Raw genomic sequence first — 21,832 nt, forward strand, 5'->3', positions numbered from 1 at the left:
TGATTTATTATATATAATTTCATTTAAAAAGGCAAAAAATGCTTATAGACCTTCACAATCACACACCTTTATGTAAACATGCCGAAGGTGAACCGGAAGAATTTATACAAAAAGCAATAGAAAAAGGAATAGAGGTTTACGGATTTGCGGATCATGCCCCTATGAATTTTGACCCTAAATACAGAATGTCTTTTAATGAAATGGACAAATATGAAAAAACAATTTCCGACTTATCAAAAAAATATAAAAACATAAAAATACTTTTGGGTTACGAAGTTGATTTTACCCCTACAATTGATGAAAGGGTTTTAAAAAGAGATGTTGATTACCTAATCGGAAGCGTCCATTTTTTAGACAACTGGGGATTTGACAATCCTGAATTTATAAAAGGCTGGGAAAACAGGGACGTAGATGATATTTACAGAGAATATTTCCATTTAATAGAAAAAATGGCCGAGTCTAAACTATTCAATATCGTAGGACACCTTGATTTAATTAAAGTATTTGGATATAAACCCAAAACGCCGATAAAAGATATCGTAAATAATGCCATAAAAGCCATAAAAAATTCATCAATGGCGGTTGAACTGAATACGGCAGGACTCAGAAAACCGGTAAAAGAGTTATATCCGAGTGATGAAATTCTGGAAATGATACTTGAAGAAGGCATAGACATTACCTTCTCAAGCGACGCACATTCACCAGAGCAAGTAGGCTTCATGCTTAAAGAAGCTGTTCAAAAAGCTAAAAAAATGGGATTTAGTGAAGCGGTATATTTTGAAAAAAAACAGAAAATAAAAGTCAAAATTTAAAGGAGTGTTATGATTTATCTTAGTTTGCTGATGGCAATAAGGTTTTTCGGTTTATTTATCGTAATGCCTTTACTTGCCTTGTATGCAATGAAACTTGATAATGCTAATGCGTTTAATGTCGGAATAGCACTTGGAGCATATGCCCTCTCACAGGTGTTTTTACAGATTCCTTTTGGAAAGGCCGCAGACAAATATGATAAGAAAAAAATTTTAATATTGGGGCTTTCGTTATTGGCTCTTGGAAGTTTGGTCTGTGCATTTTCTTCTAATATTTATACATTGATTTTCGGGCGTTTATTGCAGGGAGCTGGTGCCATAGGTGGAGTAATTTTGGCATATATTGCCGATTTAACAGATGAAAACACAAGAGCCAAAGCATTTGCGAGAATGGGTCAGTTCATTGCCTTAAGTTTTGCGCTTTCAATGATATTAGGACCGACAATAGGTGCAAAATGGGGGGTTGATAAACTTTTTATTTTAACTGCTATTTTAGCTCTTTTTTCAATTTGGCTAGTAATTGCTAAAATTCCAAATCCTCCTAAAATCGTCCACCATCATCCCCATTCTTCATTAAAAGATATTCTAACCCATAAAGAGCTTTTAAAGCTTTTTTTAAGCGGATTTTTACAAAAAGGTTTAATGACTGTATTTTTTATGCTCACACCAATTATTTTTACAACTAAACTGGGATGGGATAAAACAGACCTTTGGAAGGTATATATTCCGGCACTTGTTCTGGGTATTTTTGCACTGCCTCTTGGTGCGATTTTAGCCGAAAAAAAACAAAAAGCAAAAGCAGTATTTGTAATGAGTGCAATAGCTATTACAATATCACTAATTTTATTTTTAATAGGGAACAAATACACATATTTTACGGCAGTAATCGTATTTTTCTTCGGCTTTAACCTATTAGAACCCGTGCTTCAAAGTTTTGTAAGCAAAGTGGCAAGGGCATATGAAAAAGCTACGGCATTATCTACTTCTAATACGATTCAATATATTGGAATATTCTTGGGTGGTGCAAGTGCGGGATATTTTGTGCATCACAATATGTTAAACCTGTTTTTAGGCATTTCGGTTTTAGTTGGAATAATCTGGACGTATCTGTTAATTAAAATGAAACCTGTAAGCAAATTTAAAATTGTAGAATATAGAAATTATGATCATGACTTTATCGAAGAGCTAAAAACCGAAAAAAAAGTATACGATTTTTATGAAAAAGACGGAGTTTTAATAGTAAGATACATAGATTAAAACACCTCTTTCCCCTTATCCGCTTCACAACTTCACTACTTATTCGCTTAATAACTTATTTTCGGAACGCCTTTTGCTTCCTTTAGTAAAATTCAAAAGGATTTGAATGTCTTTTATAATAGACAGATACGAAAAGCTTCTAGGATTTATGTTTTTAATCGTGTTTTATATGTTTATAACTACCAATCTTTTTGCGGCTAAAATTAAAGACGTTTCCAACATTGTAGGCGTTAGAGATAACCAACTTATCGGATACGGACTGGTCGTCGGACTTAACGGAAGCGGTGATTCATCTTCAAAATTTACGAATCAGACATTATCAAACCTTCTTAAAAACGTAAACGTAAAACTTGACCCAAAAGATATAAAATCTAAAAATGTCGCGGCTGTAATGGTAACGGCAACCCTGCCGCCATTCGCAAGAGAAGGTGACAAAATCGATATTACCGTTTCATCAATCGGTGATGCTAAATCTCTTCAGGGAGGTGTTTTATTAATAACACCTCTAAAAGGTGTAAACGGAAAAATTTATGCATTGGCACAGGGTCCTATAACTATGGGAGGATTTAACCTAAAAGGCGGAAAAAAACAGAAACATTTCACAACGACCGTAAAAGTTATAAAAGGTGCTACCGTTGAAAGAGCCGTTGCATGGGATCTGTTTCATCAGCAATATGCAACATTGTCACTTAAAAGAAGTGATTTTGACCTAGCCGTAGCCATTCAGAACAGAATAAATAACTTTTTTAAAACAAAAGCTGCTGTGGCAATCGATCCAAGAACCATAAAACTAAAAAAACCTGCAAATTTAAGTATGCCGGAATTTCTTGCAAAAGTAGAAAATTTAAATGTTAAAACGCAAATGCCAGATGTAATAGTAATTGACGAAAGAACTGGAACAATTGTAGCCGGAAGCGACATTATGGTTCAACCAACTGTTATAACATATGGGAACTTTGTCATAAAAATTAAAAAAGAGACATCCATTCTTGATCTAACACAGATGTTTCAAAAATTTAAAGCAACACCTCAGGATATGATAGCAATACTGGAAAATCTAAAAGCCAGCAATGCAATAAACGCCAAATTAATAGTAAATTAAGGAGATAAAATGAGCAGTTACGAAATAAATATAGCCATGCATCACAAAATAGATATTTCAAAAACCCAAAATTTAAAAAAATTAAAACAGGCATGCGATGATTTTGAAAGTGAAATATTAAATTTTTATTTAAAGGAAGCCATGAATTCAAAAAATGAACTTTTTCCTGAAAGTCCCGGCGAAAAAATTTATAAATCAATGTATCAGGAAGAACTTTCAAAAGATTTAAGCGGGAATTTCGGCTATAGTAAACTGCTTTTTGATTATTTGAAAAAAAAGATTTAAAAAATTTTTTATTTGCCGATATAGTTGGGTAGAATAACAATAAAAAAAGGCAAATAAATGATTAACAGAGTAGGAGCGAATACTCAAATGATCTCTACCCAACAAAAAAGAACACAAAATGTTCAAAAACAGGAAAAATTAGGAAGGGTAGAAGAGATAAAAGAGCAAATCAAAAACGGCGAGTATAAAATCGATATTGACAAAACCGCTGAAGCATTAGCTAAATCTCTTCTTTAATCTCTCACCCTTCCTGAAATATAATTTATAAAAGGAAGGGCTATGCTTATTAACACACTAAATAAAACCATTCAAACTTTAAATGACTTAATCTCGATTACAAAAGAAGACATTGATAATATTAAACAAGCCAATCATGAAAAAGTTTTTGCGAATACTGAAAAAAAAGAAAAATTGGCATATGAATTTTCTTCGTTAAAAAATGAAATCGACAAAATTTTAGTATCCAGAAACAAACCTTTAGAGGAAATTTTTTCATCGGAAGAAGAAAAACTTTTTAATGAATTCAGGGAAAAACTTTTTGAATTCAACAACCTTCACAAAAGATTTTCAAAACTTGCCTTAAGCGTAGCAAACTTTTATAACACTCTTGTAAATCAGATACATAACAACGAACCTATAAATTATAACAACGAATCATTCAAAAATTCTAATTTACATTTAAAGGCTTAAAATGGCTATTTCAACTTCTTTTTCGACAGCCCTTACAGGGCTTAAATCGCATCAGACTGCCATAGACGTTACATCCAATAACATATCTAACGCCTCAAATCCGGATTATGTAAGGGAAAGAGCGGTTTTTTCAACATTAAACCCTATTAATTCCATTCCGGGTGATATAGGCACAGGCGTTCAAATAAGTTCTATTTACAGAATAACAGATACCTTTTTATTTAATAGATATATTTCAACATCAGCAACTTTTGCTAATTTAGATACGCAAGAACAATATTTAAAAGAAATTGCAACCTATTTTCCGGATGTTACGGACAATGGATTGTATAAAGACATTGAAGAGTTTTTTAACGCATGGCAGACATTTGCAAGTAATCCAAACGATGGTGCCGTAAAAGTTGATCTTGCAGCAAAAACACAGGCCCTGGCTGACAATATTAAAACATTAAAAGGAAAACTTGAAGATATTCAAAAAAGCATTAATGACTCTTTAAATTCAAAACTTACAGAAGCAAACAATATTATAAAACAAATTGCTGAATTAAACAAAGAAATAACAGCTCATGAAGCAAACAACGAATCAAATGCAAACGAATTAAGAGACAAAAGAGACGCTCTTGAAAAAAGACTTAAAGAACTTTTGGATGTAAAAATATATAAAACCGGCGTTTCCTCTAAAGATGCACAGGGTGCCGTTACCACAGATTATGAAGAAGACTATCAAATAGCGCTTGGCGGATATCCTTTGGTTGATAATTCAACTTACCACGAACTCACTATTGATTCTTTAGCAGGCAACCCTATGATTGGAATTGAAAAACAAGATTACTCCGTTGTAGATATTACAAAAGCCATAAAAGGTGGTGAAATAGGTGCATTATTAAATATCAGAGGTAATGAATTTGATAAAAGCGGAAATCCAACTAATGGAATTCTTGGAGAATTAATGTCATCTTTGGATTCTTTAGCAAACGGAATAATAAGAAGCGTAAACTCTATATACTCATATTCCGCACAGGAATCCGTAGAAACAGATGTAATAAGCTCACCTAACACAATTTCACCTGATTTGACGGATACTTCTTTAGATTCATTATACAGGACATATCATATTTTAAAATCCCCTGTGAGAGAAGGTAATTTAACATTAAACATATATAACGACCAAGGCTTATTAAATAATGAAATAAAAGTTTCGATATCCCCGGATGATTCAATAAACGATGTAATTCAAAATATTAATAACGAACTTACAAATAACGGAATAACGGATATTGAAGCAAAACTGGTAAACGGCCAACTTAAATTCGTAAATACATCCGATTTAAGTGAAACTTCAAAAATTTTAGTAAAAGACGACGGAGCACAATTATTCACAGCATTAAATCAGATTGAATATCTTCCTTTAAACCAAATTAACAACACTCAAATGCCACTGCCTTTAAAAAACGGAAGTTTTGATATTGTTGTATATAATAATGATGGCGAAGCAATTGCCAGTAGAACCATATCAGTAGATATGAATTCAAACGATCCAAGATATTCAACTATTGAAGGTATTCTGGCTCAAATCAATACACCAGCAATAGATGATAATAACGACAACAATCTTAATAATGATGTAGATGATTATTACCAGGCACAATTTATTAACGGAAAACTCATTTTATCCAAAAAAAGCGATGAAAACACGTATATTGGTTTGGATAATGACAATGCAGATTTTGGTGGTTCTTTCGGAATAAACAAATTTTTTGACGGAACTAATGCCTCAAACATTCAGTTAAGAGAAGAATTTCAAAACGATCCTAGTTTAATTAAAGCTAGTAAAACACCAAATTCCGGTGATAATACAATTGCAAATACAATATTACAATTACAATATGAAAATATAAATTTTTATGTAAATGGGAAAACTCAAAATAACACAATTTATGGATTTTATCGAGGATTGACTGCGGATTTGGCTAATGAAACCCAAATCGTATCTAGCAAAAAAGAGAGCACTCAAACACTGCTTACAAGTATTTCTAATGAATATTATTCATTAAGCGGTGTCAATATCGATGAAGAACTCATAAATTTAGAAAAATTTCAAAGAGGTTACCAAGCAAACGCGAAAGTAATTACCACTATTAATCAAATGCTTGACGCCTTGTTTAATATAAAACAATAAAACTATTCATTTAATTTTTCTTTTAAATTATTTAATGTTGCATAAGCAGCTGAAACAATTTTTCTATTAAAAATAAAAGCCGGTGCCCCCTTAGGGTCTACTTTTGCAGCATAAACTATTTTTATTCCTTTATCCGTTTTTTCCGCTTCAAACATGATATCGTCTTTCATTTCAACACATGAAGGTTTTTTAAATTCTTTTTTTATTTTTTCAGGAAGTTTGTCATATGGAATACTTTTAAAAAAAATATATAATTTTTTTGGTGTTTGTTTAATGTTAATTTTATAAAATGCAAACCTGTTGCTTAACGGAAACGGAAAATCAAGTTCTTTTAACATATATCCGTTTTTTACCTCGATATTTTCTATTTTTTTTTGCCATTTTGGATAGTCTTTAAAATCTAATAATATTTTTTTAACCTTTTCAAAAGGTTTATTTACAATCATTTGCGCTTTAAATTCATCATATTTCGAATCTTTAACATCTTGAGTAAATACTTTTATTCCGTTTTCATCTTTTTTAAGTTCCCAAGAAAACAATATCACTATGCTAAATAAAAAAACAAGCAATTTTTTCATTATAATCCTTTTTTAGAAAATTGTATCAAAAAGGAATGATGTTGAATATCAAAAATAAATTAGATGAATTGATAAATAATAACATTTATGAAATAAATGAGCAAAAACTAGACCCTGTTTTAATAGCTCACAAATATAAAGACGAATACTCTGCATTGATAGCAGCTCTTTTTGCATACGGAAATGTAAAAGCAATACTAAAATTTTTAAATCAAATAAATTACGATTTAAAAAATATTACTATAGATAATAAACTTTATTACAGATTTCAAACATCAAAAGATGTTTATTATTTTTTAAAAACTTTATCGATTATGAAAAAAGAATATTCATTAAATGAACTATTCTTAAAAGGATATAAAAAAGAAAACAATCCAATCGACGGAATTAGAGAAATTATTAAAACGATATATACTATTAATAAATACAATTCAAAAGGATATGAATTTCTAATAGGAAAAATTCCCCCGACAAAAACCAAAGGCATAAGTCCTTATAAAAGATGGAATATGTTTTTAAGATGGATGGTAAGAGATGAATATCCGGATTTAGGGCTATGGAATGGTGTCAATAAAAAAGATCTGATTATTCCTCTTGATACACATACTCACAAAGTTTCATTAAAACTAGGTCTTTTAAAAAGAAAAACTTACGATTTACAAGCAGCATTAGAGTTAACGCAAAAACTAAAGGAATTCGATCCGGACGATCCCCTAAAATACGATTTTGCTCTTTACAGAATCGGTCAGTTGAATATTGATATATGAAAATTATTTGATGTTTTTTAAGGTAATAATTGAAATTAAAAGTTATTTAAGTTATTAAGTTGTTGGGGTTGTTAAGTTGTTAGAGTGTTAAAGTCAGTTAAGTGTTATGATCGGTGAGCTTTTTTGGTGTCTGTCATATTGTTTTTAATTCTAAACATATATATTAACCATTTTTCACACCGTTTGATTTTTTTTCACATTTTTAACTTTTTTACTATTAATTAATAATTAATTTTGATACAATTACAACAAAAAAGGAACTTTATGGAAGGTAGAATTTGGTTATTTTTCCAATTTTTAGGCCATGACCCAATGGTTCAGTTAGTAGTTCACACAATTATTTCTGCAATTTTGGCTATCGGTGTTGCTAAACTTGCTACAAGAAATCTTCAAATCGTTCCAAACGGATGTCAAAACGTTATGGAAGCAACAGTTGCAGGCATTTTATACATCGGTAAAGATGTAGCAAACGAAGAAGTTGCAAGAAAATATTTAGCACTTGCTGGTAGTTTGGCTATTTTTATTTTCATGGGTAACTTAATTGGTATTATTCCTGGTTTTGAATCACCAACAGGAAACGTTAACTTAACCCTTACATTAGCTTTAATCGTATTTTTGTATTATCATTATGAAGGTATCAAAGCTCAAGGTTTAGGACATTACATTGCGCATTTCGCTGGGCCAGTTAAATGGTTAGCACCTTTAATGTTCCCGGTAGAAATTCTTTCACATTTTTCAAGAATTATTTCACTTGCATTCAGGTTATTCGGTAACATCAAAGGTGATGATTTGTTCTTATTAGTATTATTAATGTTAGCACCTTATGTATTTCCATTAGCAGGATTTGCATTGCTTACTTTCTCAGCGTTCCTACAGGCATTTGTATTTATGGTTCTGACATACGTATATTTATATGGTGCCGTAACAGGTCAGGAAGAAGCTCTTTAATTTAGGAATACAATTTGCTTAGACTCCTAAAAAGGAGTCTAATGCAAATACATTTTTTAAATTCTCACAACGTTAATTCGAATACATTTAATCTAACCGATATCAATCAAAACCTTCAACTTAACGAAAGACAAATATTAAGAAAAGCGTTAATGCAAATTCCATCAAAAGATTTGCCAAAAGTTCTTCAAAAAATAAAACAAATACCTGTAGATGAATATTACTTAAAAAATATAATTAATCTTATTGAACAAGAAAAAACTTTACATAAAGAAGGGTTTGAAATTTATGCGTAATTTCATTAAATATATGATAACCGATCCTTCTTATTCTTTGAATGATATTAAAAACTCCATTATCAAACATAAACCTGATTTTATCTGCTACAGAAACAAAAAATATTTTAACAAACGAGAAATTATTGATTTTGCGGATTTTGCAAAAAATCATTCAAAAATTTTCATTAATTACGATACATTAAAAAATGATTTCACTTTATTATCTTTTTTTGATGGTATACATTTACCATCATCACAAATAAAAAAAATTAACGACTTCAAAAATAAAATCATTATTGTCTCAACGCATACAGCACAAGAAGCAAAAGAAGCTGTAAATGCTGATTTTATAACTTTTTCACCAATATATGAATCTAAAAACAGACCCGGCCTTGGAATAGAAACATTAAACAAAATATGTAATATTCATCCAAACGTAATTGCACTTGGTGGTATTGTTTCCGAAAAAGAAGTAAAAGAGATAAAAAGATCAAAGGCTGTAGGATTTGCAAGTATAAGATATTTCTTTACATAATTTTATGAAGTTCGTTTCCGGTTTCCATCCACGTTTTTAATTTATCCCACTCTTCTTTTTCAATCATCTCTTTTGCTTTCTTTAATTCACTTTTGAATGCTTCAATAGAATCTAAAAGATTTGCTTTGTTTTCTTTAAAAATATCACCCCACATATGTGCATTACTTTTGGCCAAACGGCTCATATCCCTAAAACCACCTGCAGCAAGAGTAACTATGTGTTCTTTATCTTCCTGTTTTAAAACGGCATTAGCAATAGAAAAGCTTACAATGTGGGGCATATGAGAAATAAAAGCTGCATGTCTGTCATGCTCTTTTGAGTCCATATATTTTACTTTCATTTTAAGTTTTTCAAAAATTTCTATTGCTCTTTTTGTTTGTATATCACCACTATCTTCTATATTACAAACCACCATTATTTTATTTTCGTATAAATCAGCTATTGCAGCCATTGGCCCTGAATATTCCGTTCCTGCCATTGGATGAGAAGCTACAAGGTTTTTTCTTATATTTTCAGGGCACTCATTTATAATACTCTCTTTTGTAGAACCAAAATCAATTATTGTTACTTCTTTTTTTAAATTCATTTTAGAAAGTGTCTGCAATGAAGCTATTATACCTCTAATAGGAATAGCTAAAATTATTACATCAACACTTTCCAAATCTTTGAATTCGCCTACTTTGTCAACAAGTCCTAAATTTAAAGCGTCTTTTTTATGGTCTTCATTATGGTCTATTCCAATAATTTCTTTAAAATACCCCCTCATCGCTAGACCAAAACTACCCCCCATCAAACCAAGACCTACGATACCACAAGTCATAACACCTCTTTTTTTCCGAAATTATACCATTACTATCAAATTAATTTACACATTTTTACAATATGAACAAGGCTGTTTTTTAAATTCAAAATATTCAAAAAGTTTATATATAAAGTATTAACAAATATCTGAATTTAAATAACATATCACTATTATAAACGCTTCTTTTTAATAACAAAGGCGTGCACAAAAATATCAATTTTTTATCCATTCACTTCAGGCATAAATCAAACATTACGACAAAAATCCCCTTATATTTTTTATAATTTTATTTTGGTATAATTGCCGTTATTATTCAAACAAGGGGTATTATGAAAAAAACACTGCTGTTACTTCCGCTTATATTATTTGCACAAATTGATAAAATAGAATATAAAGGACTTTTACACATTTCACCTATTACAGCAAATAGTTTAATTAATATAAATAAAGGCGACAATTTCGATATAGAAAAAATTGATGAAAGTATTAAAAAATTATATGAAACAGGTTATTTTCAAACAATAAAAGCTATTAAAAAAAATAATACGTTAATATTTGAATGTTTGGAAAAACCTACAATTTTAAAAATTGATTTTGAAAATTTTTCCGAAGATTTAAAAAAACTTCTAAAAGAAAGAGGTTATCTGCCTAAAAAAGGTGAGATTTTATCCGAAGAAAAATTGGATAATCTTAAAGAATTTATAAAAGCTTATTATCTTTCAAAAGGTTATTTTAATACGATTGTAAATATAGATAAAAAATTCATATCCCCTACTTCTGTTAAATTAACTATTTCTGTTAAAAAAGGCGAACAGATTATAATAAAAGATGTTAAATTTTTTGGTGCTAATAAACTTTCAAAAGATGAATTGTTAGATGAAACAGAGAACAGACCAAGAACATTTTGGAGTATATTACCTTTTACAAATAGTGGAAAATTAAATATATATAAGTTAATTTCTGATAAAGAAGCAATTCAAAATTATTATTTGAACTTAGGTTTTATGGATGCATATGTAAGTGATCCTTTAGCAAAATCAAATTTTGACAATTACACTGCTACAATCGACTATTCGATATACGAAGGCATAAGATTTATTGTTAAAAAAATTGATATTGATTACCCAAAAAACATTAAAGTAACCCTTCCTGAACTAAACCTTAAAACTGATAAATATTTCAACGTTTCAGCGCTCAGGGAAGATTTAAAAAATATTCAACACGCTTTTGCCAATGAAGGTTATGCATATGCCAAAGTGTATCCGGAAATAAAAAAAGAAGGTTCAAACGCTTATATTACATATAAAGTAATTCCCGGTGAAATCGTTTATATCAGAAACGTAATTATAAAAGGAAACACTAAAACGCTTGATAGAGTTATCAGAAGAAACATTTATCTTGCACCGGGTGACAAATTTTCATACAGGGATCTTACAGATTCAAAAAACGCCCTTCAAAGAAGCGGTTATCTGGAAGATATAAAAATAGAACAGAAAAAAGTTTCTTCTAACCAAATCGATTTATTAGTAAATGTAAAAGAAGGGCTTAGCGGATCATTAAAAGCCGGAATCAGTTATGGTAGTTATACGAAACTCGGATTTAATTTCTCAATTACTGAAAAAAACGTATTTGGGAGTGGACAAAGCGTAAGTGCTTCGGCAGATTTTTCGAGCGTTAGCAGAACTTACAGAGTCTCTTTAATCAATCCAAGAGTTTTTGATACGAAATACTCTTTTAACACTTCAATTTTCGATACAAAATTTGAAGGTATATCATATACTTCAAAAGAAAAAGGATTTACGGCAGGTGTTGGTAAAAAACTATCAAGATATGTAGGTGCAAATGTTACATATGGATTTACAAAAACAAAACTTAGTGACTATAATACAACTGAATACACAATGCCTGAGAGCACCAAAAGCTATATTGTTGCATCGCTAAATTATAATAATACAGATAATTACTTCTTTCCTACAACCGGGCAAAAAGCTTCCATTAGCGCAGAATTTGCGGGAATTGGAGGCGATGAAAAATACATAAAAACTATAGCACAATATAAATATTTCTATCCTTTAAAAGACAAAACATACAAAACATATGCCGTTTTAAAATACAGAATTATTGCCGGGATGATTAAAGATAATGGATATTTACCACTTAACGAAAAATTTTATTTGGGTGGTATTAGAAGCATAAGAGGATTTGGTTCTTATTCAATTTCACCTATTGATAGTGAAGGAAATAAAATAGGCGGTAAATACAAAATTGTAACGGGACCTGAAATTTCGACACCCCTTAGTATTAAAAATAAATTATGGCTAAGCGGTTTTATCGATTATGGCGCAATAGGTGAAAACGGATTTGATATTAAAAGAAGTTCATTTGGTTTTTCAGTTGATTGGATAACCCCTATGGGGCCATTATGCTTTGTATGGGCATGGCCAATAAAAAGTGAACCGGGTGACGATTTACAAAGATTTGAGTTTAGTATAGGTGCAAGTTTTTAATTTTACCTTTTATATGTCATTCATATATTTTTTATTTAGTTTTTATTTCTATTTTTCATTTCTCCTCTACCACATACGATTTAAACCCGTTTATGCTGTGATAAACTATTTTTCCGTATTTTTTAGCATAAATTTTTATAAGCATTTGTTGAAGTGAAGGCATAATTGACGGCATAAACCAAGCATCGTTGCTTAATGCAACCATATATGTAGGTGTTAATTTATATATCTTTTCCAAAGTTGCTTCATAACAGATTGCATTGATAAATTTATATCCTTCAATTTCAAATATTCCGAATTTATTACTTGTCATATAATCACTTGCCCCGTCAAAAAATATATCATTTATTTCTTTTTGAAAAAAAGGTAAAGGAATATATTCCCCAAAAGGCACCAATACATGCTTGTCAAGGATTTTTACTTTCCCTTTTTCAAATACATAGGTTGAATTATAATATTTTGAATCTTTCAAATGCAATGCACCGGTAATAATGGTTATTTTATAAGAAAAATTTTTTAATTTATTCAATAAATTTTTATGCCTGTTCAAAAATAAAGGAAAAGCACTTTCTGGCAGAATAACAACGTCTTTTTTTAATTTAATTGCTTTATCAATAATTAAAAAATTGTTTTTAATTTCATAAGGAATAAAGCTTTTTTCCCATTTTTTATCCTGCGAAATCTTAGTGTATGAAACATAAACATCAAGTTTAGGCGGCGTAGGATGTGTAGACTTAAAAAGTATGGCAATACATAAAAAAATAATAGCAAACCATTTCAGCTCTTTATAAAAAGCAACGGCAAAAATTACTAAAAATAAAACTATTTTTGAAACATCAAATAAAGTATTTACAAATAAAACTTCAGGCTTAAACCAGTCAAAAGTAAAAGGCGCTATATAATCAAACCCAAATGTAAACATTATCACCAGAGACAATTTTCCAATATATAAATTTTTCTTTTTTAAAAACTGATAAATTTTAAAAACAATCCAAAAAACAAAGCCGTAAAACAGAGCGACAAATATATCCACAACAGGTATCATCCAACTTAAACCATAATACCTAAAACTAAGTCCAATCCACCAAAACCAAAAAGTCCCTATAAAAAATCCGGTTCCAAACCATTTATGTTCTGAATGAAAAAGATAATAAAAAGCTAAAAACATATCAATAGTAAATAAAATTTTAATAAATAAATTAATCTCAATTTCATATATAAGCAATAAATGATTAACATATATCGGTAATGAGAAAAAAATTGCTAACTTCAGAGAATTTGTGTTAAAATTCTCTTTAAAAAAGGACTCACATGAATTTCTTATACGCACAAGCACCTCAGGCAGGACAACCATCACTTTTGGCATCTTTACTTCCTCTGATTATTTTATTTGCTATTTTTTATTTTCTTGTAATTCTACCACAACAAAGACAGGCTAAAAAACACAAACAGATGGTGGAAGAGCTTAAAAAAGGTGACAAAATCATAACAACAGGCGGTATAATAGCTGAAGTTGTAAAAAACGAACCGGATTTTCTAAAAGTAAAAATAAACGACAACGTTGAAGTAAAACTTGATAAAAGTGCGGTAGCAAGAAAGCTAAATGATGAAAAAGCTTAATTATAGATTAGTTATATTTATATTAGCGGCACTTTTCGGGATTGCTTTTACAATCCCCTCTTTTATAGGAAAAGAGCCCAAAATAAATCTCGGATTAGACTTACAAGGCGGTATGTATTTAGTTTTAGGTGTAAAGGGTGATGAAGCGGTAAAAAGCAAAATCAAAACAATAGCATCTACAATTAAATACATAACTGACAAAAAAGAACTTTTTATCGACAATTTAAAAACAAAAGACAACTCAATTACTTTTGAACTGATCGATAAAGATGATGCTGCTAAACTTGATAAAGAACTTAAAGTTTTAAAAGGCGTAAATATTCAAAAAATGCCTAAAAAAGGCTCTATTGAATATAAAATTACTTTAACGCCTGAAGAAATTATCAAAACAAAAGACGACGCACTTAATCAAGCAATTCAAACAATAAGAAGCAGACTTGACGCATTCGGATTGGCAGAGCCAACCGTAACAAAACAGGGAAAAGATAAAATTTTAGTAGAACTTCCCGGTATTAAAACACCTAAAGAACAGCACAGCGTTCAGCAGTTAATATCGACATCTGCACATCTTGAATTGTATGCCGTTGATGAAGAACACAGAGCACTAACTCAAAAAGACGCTGAAAAATACGGAGATATTTTACTTCCAAGCAAAGACAATCCTGATAGAAAATATTTATTAAAAACTCCACCTGTATTAGATGGTAGCATGATTACCGATGCAACGGTCGGATTTACTCAAAAAACGAACCAGCCGGCTATTTTCTTTACGCTGAACTCTCAGGGTGCACAGATATTTGGTGACTTTACAGGCAAAAACGTAGGAAAAAGACTTGCAATCGTTGTGGATAACAAAGTTTATTCGGCACCTGTAATTCAGGAAAGAATTGGTGGTGGAAGCGGACAGATTACGGTAGGAAGCCCTGAAGAAGCACATGTTTTAGCTATTGCACTTAGAAGCGGTTCTCTCCCTGCTCCGGTAATTTTACTTGAAAAAAGAAGCGTTGGCGCAAGTCTTGGGGCCGACTCAATCAGACAATCATTAATAGCACTTGTAACGGGATTTGTAGTAGTTGTAATCTTTATGGCATGGTATTACGGCACAGCTGGTATCGTTGCGGATATCGCACTTATTGTTAACCTGTTCTTAATCATAGCTATCATGGCGTTATTTGGTGCAACTCTTACACTTCCGGGAATGGCGGGTATAGTTCTTACCGTCGGTATGGCGGTTGACGCAAACGTTATTATTAACGAACGTATAAGAGAGCTTTTGCGGGAAGGTAAATCCATAAAAGTAGCAATCGAAGGCGGATACAAAAACGCAATGAGCGCAATTTTAGACGCAAATATTACTACGTTAATCGCGGCAATTGCCCTTTTCGCTTACGGAACGGGAACAATCAAAGGTTTTGCCATCACTATGGCAATCGGTATTATGGCAAGTATGTTAACGGCAATACTCGGAACACACGGAATTTGGGAATATCTGCTTGCAAGCGGTAAAAAAATTACACCAAAATCTTTTGGTATGAAGGTTTAGTATGGAACTTTTTAGAGACGAAAAAATATATGATTTTATGAGCAAAAGAAACTTATTTGTTTCTATTTCTTTAATACTTATAATTTTAAGCCTTTTTTCAATATTCACAAAAGGTTTCAACTGGGGAATCGATTTCCAGGGCGGTGTTGAAGTGCAGGTAAAATTTGACAAAAAAGCCGATATCGGTGAAATCAGAAAACTTATTTCTCAAAAATACAAAGGTGCAAACATTACTACTTTTGGTAGTGAAAATGAAGTATTAATAAGACTTAACGTTAAAAACGCTTCTACTAACGTTCAAAACGACATAGGACACCAAATTGCCCAAATTCTAAAACCTCTTGGTAAAATAGATATAAGAAGGGTTGATATTGTAGGTGCAAAAGTCGGAAACGAACTAAAAGAAAAAGGTCTTCAGGCATTTATATTCTCAATCATAGGTATTTTAATTTATGTGGCATTCAGATTTGAATGGCGTTTTGCGGTGGCTTCCGTTTTGGCGCTTTTTCACGATACGATTATATCACTGGGTGCTGTAAGCTTTTTCCATATTGAAGTAAATCTTGACGTTTTAGCAGCAATTCTTACGCTTATGGGATACTCCCTAAATGATACGATAGTCGTATTCGACAGAATCAGAGAACAGGTAAGAGATTCTAAAATCAGGGATTTGGCACTATTAATTAACGATGCGGTTTCTAAAACACTCAGTAGAACGGTTTTAACTTCACTAACTACATTTTTTGTTGTGCTTACATTGTATTTATTTGGTGGAGAAATTATCAAACCTTTCAGTTTCACACTGCTTGTAGGTATTATCGTAGGAACTTATAGTTCAATCTTTATAGCCTCACCTCTTCTTATTTGGATGGGATTCAAAATAGACGATTACAGAAAAAGACTTGCCGAAAAAGAGAAAAAAAGAAAAGAAAAAGAAAAACTAAGGGAAATGTATCAGGGAGGAGTCGTATAGAAGTGAAAAATGAAAAATTAAAAGTGAATTTAAACCTTTCACTTTACACTTTTAACTTTTAATTAAAGGAACTAATATGGATTGGGGAAAAGTTATTTATGTCTTCTTTCAGCTTATGAGTTTAACGAGTGTTGCCGGATTTTTATATGACCATAATAAAGTTGCATTATTTATTGCATTAAGCCTTAACCTTATTTCAACCGTGCTTAAAATCGGTGTAAAAAATATATTTGCTGCAGAACTTTTTGCGGCAAGTCTGGTAGCGGATTTACATTTGATACCGGCATTTATTTACCTTGAAATTAAAAACGACCTTTTAGCAGCTTACGCTATGGCAATCGGTGCCATGATTGCAAACATAGTTACGTTAATCTTAAGTTTTATAGAACTTGCAAAAACAAAATCAGATTGGGAGTAGTATATGAGAGAATACAAGCCAAGTATCATTGAAAAAAAATGGCAAGAAATTTGGGATAAAGAAAAAGCATTCGAGCCAAAAGAAGATTATGCTCTGCCGAAAAAATATATTTTATCAATGTTTCCTTACCCGAGTGGTAGAATTCACATGGGGCATGTTAGAAACTATTCTATTGGGGATGCAATTGCCAGATATTACAGAAAAAAAGGGTTTAACGTTCTGCATCCTATCGGCTGGGACAGCTTTGGTATGCCGGCTGAAAATGCAGCTATTAAACATAAAACGCATCCTAAAAAATGGACATACGAAAATATTGATTATATGAGAAAAGAGCTTAAAAACCTCGGACTCTCATTCAGCAAAGAAAGGGAATTTGCTACAAGTGATCCTGAATATACAAGATGGGAACAGGAATTTATTATTAAAATGTTTGAAAAGGGACTGCTTGAGAGAAGAACACAAAAAGTAAACTGGTGCGAAACGTGCCACACCGTCCTTGCAAACGAGCAGGTAATTGAAGGATGCTGCTGGAGATGCGATAATCCTATTGAAATTAAAGAGCTTCCGGGATGGTATATAAAAATTACAAAATATGCAGACGAACTTCTTGAAGATATAGATACTAAACTTAAAGGAAACTGGCCTGATAGAGTTCTTACAATGCAGAAAAACTGGATTGGTAAATCAACGGGGCTTAAATTTAAATTCAGCCTTTCAGACGAAAGCAAAGAAAAATTAAATAACAAATTCGAGGGATACGAAGTATTTACCACACGTCCCGATACGATTTACGGAGTAACTTATTCCGCACTTGCACCTGAACATCCGATTGTTGATTATATGCTTGAAAACAATCTTTTTGACAAAGAAACGGAAGAAAAAGTCAGACACATAAGAAGTATCCTGCCTAAAGACAGACAGGCAATGGAAAAAGACGGGGTTTATCTTGGAATTGATGTAGTTCATCCTCTTACAGGTGAAAAAGTTCCCGTCTGGCTTGCCAATTTTGTATTGGTTGAATACGGAAGCGGTGCGGTTATGGCCGTTCCGGCTCATGATGAGAGGGATTTTGAGTTTGCCAAAAAATTCAACCTGCCTATCAAATGGGTAATAAAACCTGTTGATGGTGAAATTAACGAAAACGAAGCCTATACGGGTGAAGGTATTTTAATAAACAGCGGTGAATTTACAGGCATGAAAAACAGCGTTGCAAAAGAAGCAATTATAAAAAAAATGGAAGAACTTGGAATCGGTAAAAAAGAAGTAAATTACAGACTAAGAGACTGGGGAATAAGCCGCCAGAGATACTGGGGAGCGCCTCTTCCGTTTATCAAATGTCCAAACTGCGGCATAGTTCCGGAAAAAATCGAAAATCTTCCTGTAACACTTCCTGAAGACGTGGAAATTACAGGAAGCGGAAATCCGCTTGAAATGCATCCGACTTGGAAACATACAAAATGTCCTAAATGTGGTGCGGATGCCGAGCGTGAAACGGATACAATGGATACTTTCGTTCAAAGCAGCTGGTATCAGTTCAGGTTTACAACTGATTTTCAAAAATACAAAGATGTGCCTTTCAGAAAAGAAGACGAACAATACTGGATGCCTGTAGATCAGTATATAGGCGGTATCGAACACGCGATTTTACACCTGCTGTATGCAAGATTCTTTACAAAAGCATTAAGAGATTTAGGGTATGTAAGCGTTGATGAACCTTTTGCCAAACTTCTTACACAAGGTATGGTGCTAAAAGACGGAAGCAAAATGAGTAAAAGCAAAGGAAATGTCGTAGATCCTGATGAAATAGTTGCAAAATACGGAGCAGATACGGCAAGACTCTTTATACTTTTCGCAGCACCGCCTGAACAAGAACTTGAATGGAGCGATTCTGCCGTTGAAGGCGCGTTTAGATTTATCAATAGACTATATCTAAATGCCCAAAAAGCATATAAAACAGATACGATACCCGTAATTGACGCATCTAAACTTTCAAAAGAAGAAAAAGAAGCAAGAAGAAAAGTTTATGAAACGCTAAAAAGAAGTATAGAAACATACGAAAAAACATTTGCTTTCAATACACTAATAGCAAGTGCCATGGAAGCTCTAAACGCTCTTAATAAACTTAACAACAAAGACGTGTTTACGGAATGCTATTGGATTATTCTAAACGTGCTTGAACCTATAATTCCTCATGTTACGAGTGAGTTAAGCGAAGAATTGTTTAACAGAAACAATTTCAAACCTGTTAAAATAGACGAAAACGCCCTTAAAAAAGACGAAATTAATTACCCTGTAAGTGTAAACGGGAAAAAAAGAGCCGAAATCAGCGTAAGTGCGGATGCTTCAAAAGATGAAGTGTTATCTCAAGCAAAAGAAGCAGTTGCAAAATATATAAACGGCAAAGAAATAATAAAAGAGATTTTCGTTCCGGGAAGAATAGTCAACATCGTCGTTAAAGGATAAATTTGAAAAAAATTTTTTTTAGCAAATCAAATCTTTTCTTTCTCTTCATTTTTTACTTTTCACTTTTCACTTTTTTTGGTTGCGGTTATAAACCAAGCTCAGTATATCAAAACAAAATAATCGGAAAAGACATTCAGGCTGTTGTTGAAATTTCATCCCAAACGCCTAAAGAGAGTGCATTTTTAAAAGACGCCCTTAATGATGCAGTTTATTCGGTTTTTGGAGCCAATTTAGTAGATAATAACGCAACAACTAAAATAATTCTAACCATAAACTCTTCCTCTTTAACTCCTCTTGATTATGATGAAAATGGATTTCCTATTCTTTACAGAAGTGCAGTTACTTTAAAAGCAAAAATTATAGATAAATTTTCAAATATTCACAATTACACGGTAAGCGGTAATTACGATTTTGCAGTTTCTGCTAATAGTATCATAAACGACCAGCTCAAATTCAATTCCTTTAAACAGGCTTCAATTAACGCTTTAAATAAATTGCTAGCTGAAATTACAAAAGACGGAGTCAAACATGACAATTAAAGATATAGCTAAAAAAACACTTGCACATTTTAAACAAAGCGGTTATGTATTCACGCCTGACGAATACAAAAAAGTATTTTGTAAAGAGGCAAAAAAAGCCAAAGTAATTATTAAAGATTGCAATAAAGTTGCCGAATACATTACAAAACTTGATAAAAAATATCAATTAATAGCAAAAAATTACAATATTAAAAACCTGGACGAACTTATTTTATTTTTAATAAATTATTTAAATAGAGAAGACGCAAGTAAAGAAAAAGAAAACCTTGAAAATCTTTTTATCTACACAAAAAGAGCACTTGACGTAATTGCCGTATTGCCAATCATAAAATCAAAAACAATAGCAATTAAACACCTTGACTTTTTAAAACCGCATATGGAAAAAGAAGAGTTTGATAAATTAAGAACTGAATGGTTTGAATTTTTGAGCGAATTTGATTCCTCCATCGTAAAAAAAGGTGCAATGGTAGCCGGAATTAAAAGTGAAGACGCTTTGGAAGTAATAGATGCGTTAATTAAAAAATTTGAAGAAAATCCGGATTTAGAATTTTTAGTTGATTCACTGATATACACCTTAACACCAAGCTATGCCCCGTTTATGAGCAATGAAATAGCAATACTTAAAAAACAGATAAAAGAAAATACTTCTTTTATACTTAGCAAAGCCTTTGCAGAAGATTTAAAAATTTTAACTCAAAAAAGAATAAGACTTGATAAAGAAGAATTAAAAAGAAAATTAAAAGACCTTGATCAGATAGCTGAAAGATTATCAATTAAAATTTTAAGAATACTTGAAAAAACGGACGGATCATCTCAGGAAATTAAAAACATTACCATAGAACTTCAAAATTGGCGCAAAGACGATGGTGATTTTGAAGCCATCAAAGAAAAACTTTTGACAATCGCAACTTCTATCGATAAAGAATTAAACCATTTTTCGGAAGAAATGAAAAAAGAAGACGAAGAAATCGCCAAACTCAGACAAAAAGTGCATTTTTTGGAAGGAAAGCTAAAACAATTAAGCAAAGAGGTAAAAACAGACTTTTTAACCGACATCGCAAACAAAAAAGCCGTAATGGACGAACTAAAAAAACAAGAATCCATATACAACAGATACGGCACAAATTACTCAGTTGTATTTTTTGATATTGACCATTTCAAAAACATTAACGACACATACGGACATGATGCAGGGGATGTAATACTCAAATCTTTGGGATTACTTTTTAAAAGATACGCTAGAGACATCGATATGATAGGAAGATTTGGCGGTGAAGAGTTTGTTGCAATCTTACCGAATACAGACAAAGAAGGTGCGTATAAATTTGCGGAAAAACTAAGACAAATTATAGAAAAAACAAAATTTATGTATAAAAACACCAGAATAGACGTAACAGTATCAGGCGGCGTAGCAAGTAGAAATGAAACAAATTCAAGTAACGAGACACTTAAACTTGCCGACAAAAGATTATATCTAGCAAAACGCGCCGGAAGAAACAGAGTTTGTGCCGATGACAAATGCAATTGATGATGGAGAAC

Annotated in this window: 22 protein-coding genes; 19 read left to right on the top strand and 3 right to left on the bottom strand. The window is 31.8% G+C overall.

Annotation, left to right across the window (positions count from 1 at the left end; all coding sequences use genetic code 11):
* The first annotated feature begins 38 nt into the window (after window positions 1-38).
* The 7 genes from ACYQ19_RS03835 to flgK all read left to right on the top strand — a co-directional run bounded on the left by ACYQ19_RS03835 (window position 39) and on the right by flgK (window position 6,322).
* Window positions 39-812, top strand: coding sequence for a histidinol-phosphatase HisJ family protein (locus tag ACYQ19_RS03835; RefSeq protein ID WP_459978099.1), 774 nt, complete (start codon window positions 39-41; stop codon window positions 810-812).
* A gap of 9 nt (window positions 813-821) precedes the next feature.
* The gene (locus ACYQ19_RS03840) at window positions 822-2,066 is read left to right on the top strand and encodes an MFS transporter (RefSeq protein ID WP_459978100.1); all 1,245 of its coding nucleotides are present in this window, start codon (window positions 822-824) and stop codon (window positions 2,064-2,066) included.
* A 106-nt stretch (window positions 2,067-2,172) separates the two neighbouring features.
* Window positions 2,173-3,168, top strand: coding sequence for a flagellar basal body P-ring protein FlgI (locus ACYQ19_RS03845; protein ID WP_459978101.1), 996 nt, complete (start codon window positions 2,173-2,175; stop codon window positions 3,166-3,168).
* Window positions 3,169-3,177: 9 nt separating this feature from the next.
* Window positions 3,178-3,453: a rod-binding protein gene (locus tag ACYQ19_RS03850; protein WP_459978102.1), complete on the top strand. Its 276-nt coding sequence runs from the start codon at window positions 3,178-3,180 to the stop codon at window positions 3,451-3,453.
* A gap of 57 nt (window positions 3,454-3,510) precedes the next feature.
* Window positions 3,511-3,690: a flagellar biosynthesis anti-sigma factor FlgM gene (locus ACYQ19_RS03855; protein WP_015902725.1), complete on the top strand. Its 180-nt coding sequence runs from the start codon at window positions 3,511-3,513 to the stop codon at window positions 3,688-3,690.
* A 42-nt stretch (window positions 3,691-3,732) separates the two neighbouring features.
* Window positions 3,733-4,143 (top strand): hypothetical protein, encoded by a 411-nt coding sequence (locus ACYQ19_RS03860; protein ID WP_459978103.1) that lies wholly within the window; start codon window positions 3,733-3,735, stop codon window positions 4,141-4,143.
* Window position 4,144: 1 nt separating this feature from the next.
* A complete protein-coding gene (gene flgK, locus ACYQ19_RS03865) occupies window positions 4,145-6,322 on the top strand; it encodes a flagellar hook-associated protein FlgK (protein WP_459978104.1) in 2,178 nt (725 codons plus the stop codon).
* A 2-nt stretch (window positions 6,323-6,324) separates the two neighbouring features.
* Here flgK and ACYQ19_RS03870 read toward each other — a convergent pair whose 3' ends face one another.
* Window positions 6,325-6,900, bottom strand: a complete 576-nt coding sequence (locus ACYQ19_RS03870; RefSeq protein WP_459978105.1) for an SRPBCC family protein — start codon at window positions 6,898-6,900, stop codon at window positions 6,325-6,327.
* A gap of 38 nt (window positions 6,901-6,938) precedes the next feature.
* Here ACYQ19_RS03870 and ACYQ19_RS03875 point away from each other — a divergent pair, with 38 nt between their 5' ends.
* The 4 genes from ACYQ19_RS03875 to ACYQ19_RS03890 all read left to right on the top strand — a co-directional run bounded on the left by ACYQ19_RS03875 (window position 6,939) and on the right by ACYQ19_RS03890 (window position 9,428).
* Window positions 6,939-7,667, top strand: a complete 729-nt coding sequence (locus ACYQ19_RS03875) for a TIGR02757 family protein (RefSeq protein ID WP_459978106.1) — start codon at window positions 6,939-6,941, stop codon at window positions 7,665-7,667.
* Between the two features lie 264 nt (window positions 7,668-7,931).
* Window positions 7,932-8,615 carry a F0F1 ATP synthase subunit A gene (locus ACYQ19_RS03880; RefSeq protein WP_459978107.1) on the top strand — a complete coding sequence of 228 codons (684 nt, stop codon included), beginning with the start codon at window positions 7,932-7,934 and terminating at the stop codon, window positions 8,613-8,615.
* A gap of 41 nt (window positions 8,616-8,656) precedes the next feature.
* Window positions 8,657-8,911 (top strand): hypothetical protein, encoded by a 255-nt coding sequence (locus ACYQ19_RS03885; RefSeq protein WP_459978108.1) that lies wholly within the window; start codon window positions 8,657-8,659, stop codon window positions 8,909-8,911.
* Window positions 8,904-9,428 carry a thiamine phosphate synthase gene (locus ACYQ19_RS03890; RefSeq protein WP_459978109.1) on the top strand — a complete coding sequence of 175 codons (525 nt, stop codon included), beginning with the start codon at window positions 8,904-8,906 and terminating at the stop codon, window positions 9,426-9,428. Before ACYQ19_RS03885 ends, ACYQ19_RS03890 begins: the two co-directional genes overlap by 8 nt.
* On the opposite strand, the gene ACYQ19_RS03895 is transcribed toward ACYQ19_RS03890, so the two are convergent.
* Window positions 9,421-10,248 (bottom strand): prephenate dehydrogenase, encoded by an 828-nt coding sequence (locus ACYQ19_RS03895; protein ID WP_459978110.1) that lies wholly within the window; start codon window positions 10,246-10,248, stop codon window positions 9,421-9,423. The genes ACYQ19_RS03890 and ACYQ19_RS03895 overlap by 8 nt on opposite strands.
* Before the next feature lie 311 nt (window positions 10,249-10,559).
* On the opposite strand from ACYQ19_RS03895, the gene bamA reads away from it, so the two are divergent.
* Window positions 10,560-12,737, top strand: a complete 2,178-nt coding sequence (bamA, locus tag ACYQ19_RS03900) for an outer membrane protein assembly factor BamA (RefSeq protein ID WP_459978111.1) — start codon at window positions 10,560-10,562, stop codon at window positions 12,735-12,737.
* A 55-nt stretch (window positions 12,738-12,792) separates the two neighbouring features.
* Here the strand turns inward: bamA and ACYQ19_RS03905 are convergent, their stop codons facing one another.
* The gene (locus ACYQ19_RS03905) at window positions 12,793-14,103 is read right to left on the bottom strand and encodes an apolipoprotein N-acyltransferase (protein ID WP_459978112.1); all 1,311 of its coding nucleotides are present in this window, start codon (window positions 14,101-14,103) and stop codon (window positions 12,793-12,795) included.
* Here ACYQ19_RS03905 and yajC point away from each other — a divergent pair.
* From yajC to ACYQ19_RS03940, 7 genes are all read left to right on the top strand, one after another.
* Window positions 14,049-14,357, top strand: a complete 309-nt coding sequence (gene yajC, locus ACYQ19_RS03910) for a preprotein translocase subunit YajC (protein ID WP_459978113.1) — start codon at window positions 14,049-14,051, stop codon at window positions 14,355-14,357. The two genes, ACYQ19_RS03905 and yajC, sit on opposite strands and share 55 nt — an antisense overlap.
* On the top strand, window positions 14,344-15,900 hold the full coding sequence (gene secD / locus ACYQ19_RS03915; protein ID WP_459978114.1) for a protein translocase subunit SecD: 1,557 nt from the start codon (window positions 14,344-14,346) through the stop codon (window positions 15,898-15,900). Before yajC ends, secD begins: the two co-directional genes overlap by 14 nt.
* A gap of 1 nt (window position 15,901) precedes the next feature.
* Window positions 15,902-16,873, top strand: coding sequence for a protein translocase subunit SecF (gene secF, locus ACYQ19_RS03920; RefSeq protein WP_459978115.1), 972 nt, complete (start codon window positions 15,902-15,904; stop codon window positions 16,871-16,873).
* A gap of 76 nt (window positions 16,874-16,949) precedes the next feature.
* The gene (locus tag ACYQ19_RS03925; protein ID WP_459978116.1) at window positions 16,950-17,291 is read left to right on the top strand and encodes a DUF6394 family protein; all 342 of its coding nucleotides are present in this window, start codon (window positions 16,950-16,952) and stop codon (window positions 17,289-17,291) included.
* A gap of 3 nt (window positions 17,292-17,294) precedes the next feature.
* Window positions 17,295-19,754, top strand: coding sequence for a leucine--tRNA ligase (gene leuS, locus ACYQ19_RS03930; protein WP_459978117.1), 2,460 nt, complete (start codon window positions 17,295-17,297; stop codon window positions 19,752-19,754).
* A gap of 2 nt (window positions 19,755-19,756) precedes the next feature.
* A complete protein-coding gene (locus tag ACYQ19_RS03935) occupies window positions 19,757-20,293 on the top strand; it encodes a hypothetical protein (RefSeq protein ID WP_459978118.1) in 537 nt (178 codons plus the stop codon).
* Window positions 20,283-21,821 carry a GGDEF domain-containing protein gene (locus ACYQ19_RS03940; RefSeq protein ID WP_459978119.1) on the top strand — a complete coding sequence of 513 codons (1,539 nt, stop codon included), beginning with the start codon at window positions 20,283-20,285 and terminating at the stop codon, window positions 21,819-21,821. Before ACYQ19_RS03935 ends, ACYQ19_RS03940 begins: the two co-directional genes overlap by 11 nt.
* Window positions 21,822-21,832: the final 11 nt, after the last annotated feature.

This window comes from Nautilia lithotrophica (genome assembly GCF_054656815.1).

Excerpts from the sequence above, each read along its gene's own strand:
- ACYQ19_RS03870 (WP_459978105.1), bottom strand. The coding sequence starts at position 6,900 with ATGAAAAAATTGCTTGTTTTTTTATTTAGCATAGTGATATTGTTTTCT.
- ACYQ19_RS03885 (WP_459978108.1), top strand. The coding sequence starts at position 8,657 with ATGCAAATACATTTTTTAAATTCTCACAACGTTAATTCGAATACATTT.
- leuS (WP_459978117.1), top strand. The coding sequence starts at position 17,295 with ATGAGAGAATACAAGCCAAGTATCATTGAAAAAAAATGGCAAGAAATT.
- secD (WP_459978114.1), top strand. The coding sequence starts at position 14,344 with ATGAAAAAGCTTAATTATAGATTAGTTATATTTATATTAGCGGCACTT.
- yajC (WP_459978113.1), top strand. The coding sequence starts at position 14,049 with ATGAATTTCTTATACGCACAAGCACCTCAGGCAGGACAACCATCACTT.
- ACYQ19_RS03855 (WP_015902725.1), top strand. The coding sequence starts at position 3,511 with ATGATTAACAGAGTAGGAGCGAATACTCAAATGATCTCTACCCAACAA.
- ACYQ19_RS03850 (WP_459978102.1), top strand. The coding sequence starts at position 3,178 with ATGAGCAGTTACGAAATAAATATAGCCATGCATCACAAAATAGATATT.
- ACYQ19_RS03895 (WP_459978110.1), bottom strand. The coding sequence starts at position 10,248 with ATGACTTGTGGTATCGTAGGTCTTGGTTTGATGGGGGGTAGTTTTGGT.
- flgK (WP_459978104.1), top strand. The coding sequence starts at position 4,145 with ATGGCTATTTCAACTTCTTTTTCGACAGCCCTTACAGGGCTTAAATCG.
- ACYQ19_RS03835 (WP_459978099.1), top strand. The coding sequence starts at position 39 with ATGCTTATAGACCTTCACAATCACACACCTTTATGTAAACATGCCGAA.
- bamA (WP_459978111.1), top strand. The coding sequence starts at position 10,560 with ATGAAAAAAACACTGCTGTTACTTCCGCTTATATTATTTGCACAAATT.
- ACYQ19_RS03860 (WP_459978103.1), top strand. The coding sequence starts at position 3,733 with ATGCTTATTAACACACTAAATAAAACCATTCAAACTTTAAATGACTTA.
- ACYQ19_RS03890 (WP_459978109.1), top strand. The coding sequence starts at position 8,904 with ATGCGTAATTTCATTAAATATATGATAACCGATCCTTCTTATTCTTTG.
- secF (WP_459978115.1), top strand. The coding sequence starts at position 15,902 with ATGGAACTTTTTAGAGACGAAAAAATATATGATTTTATGAGCAAAAGA.
- ACYQ19_RS03940 (WP_459978119.1), top strand. The coding sequence starts at position 20,283 with ATGACAATTAAAGATATAGCTAAAAAAACACTTGCACATTTTAAACAA.
- ACYQ19_RS03840 (WP_459978100.1), top strand. The coding sequence starts at position 822 with ATGATTTATCTTAGTTTGCTGATGGCAATAAGGTTTTTCGGTTTATTT.
- ACYQ19_RS03875 (WP_459978106.1), top strand. The coding sequence starts at position 6,939 with ATGTTGAATATCAAAAATAAATTAGATGAATTGATAAATAATAACATT.
- ACYQ19_RS03880 (WP_459978107.1), top strand. The coding sequence starts at position 7,932 with ATGGAAGGTAGAATTTGGTTATTTTTCCAATTTTTAGGCCATGACCCA.
- ACYQ19_RS03905 (WP_459978112.1), bottom strand. The coding sequence starts at position 14,103 with ATGCCAAAAGTGATGGTTGTCCTGCCTGAGGTGCTTGTGCGTATAAGA.
- ACYQ19_RS03925 (WP_459978116.1), top strand. The coding sequence starts at position 16,950 with ATGGATTGGGGAAAAGTTATTTATGTCTTCTTTCAGCTTATGAGTTTA.
- ACYQ19_RS03845 (WP_459978101.1), top strand. The coding sequence starts at position 2,173 with ATGTCTTTTATAATAGACAGATACGAAAAGCTTCTAGGATTTATGTTT.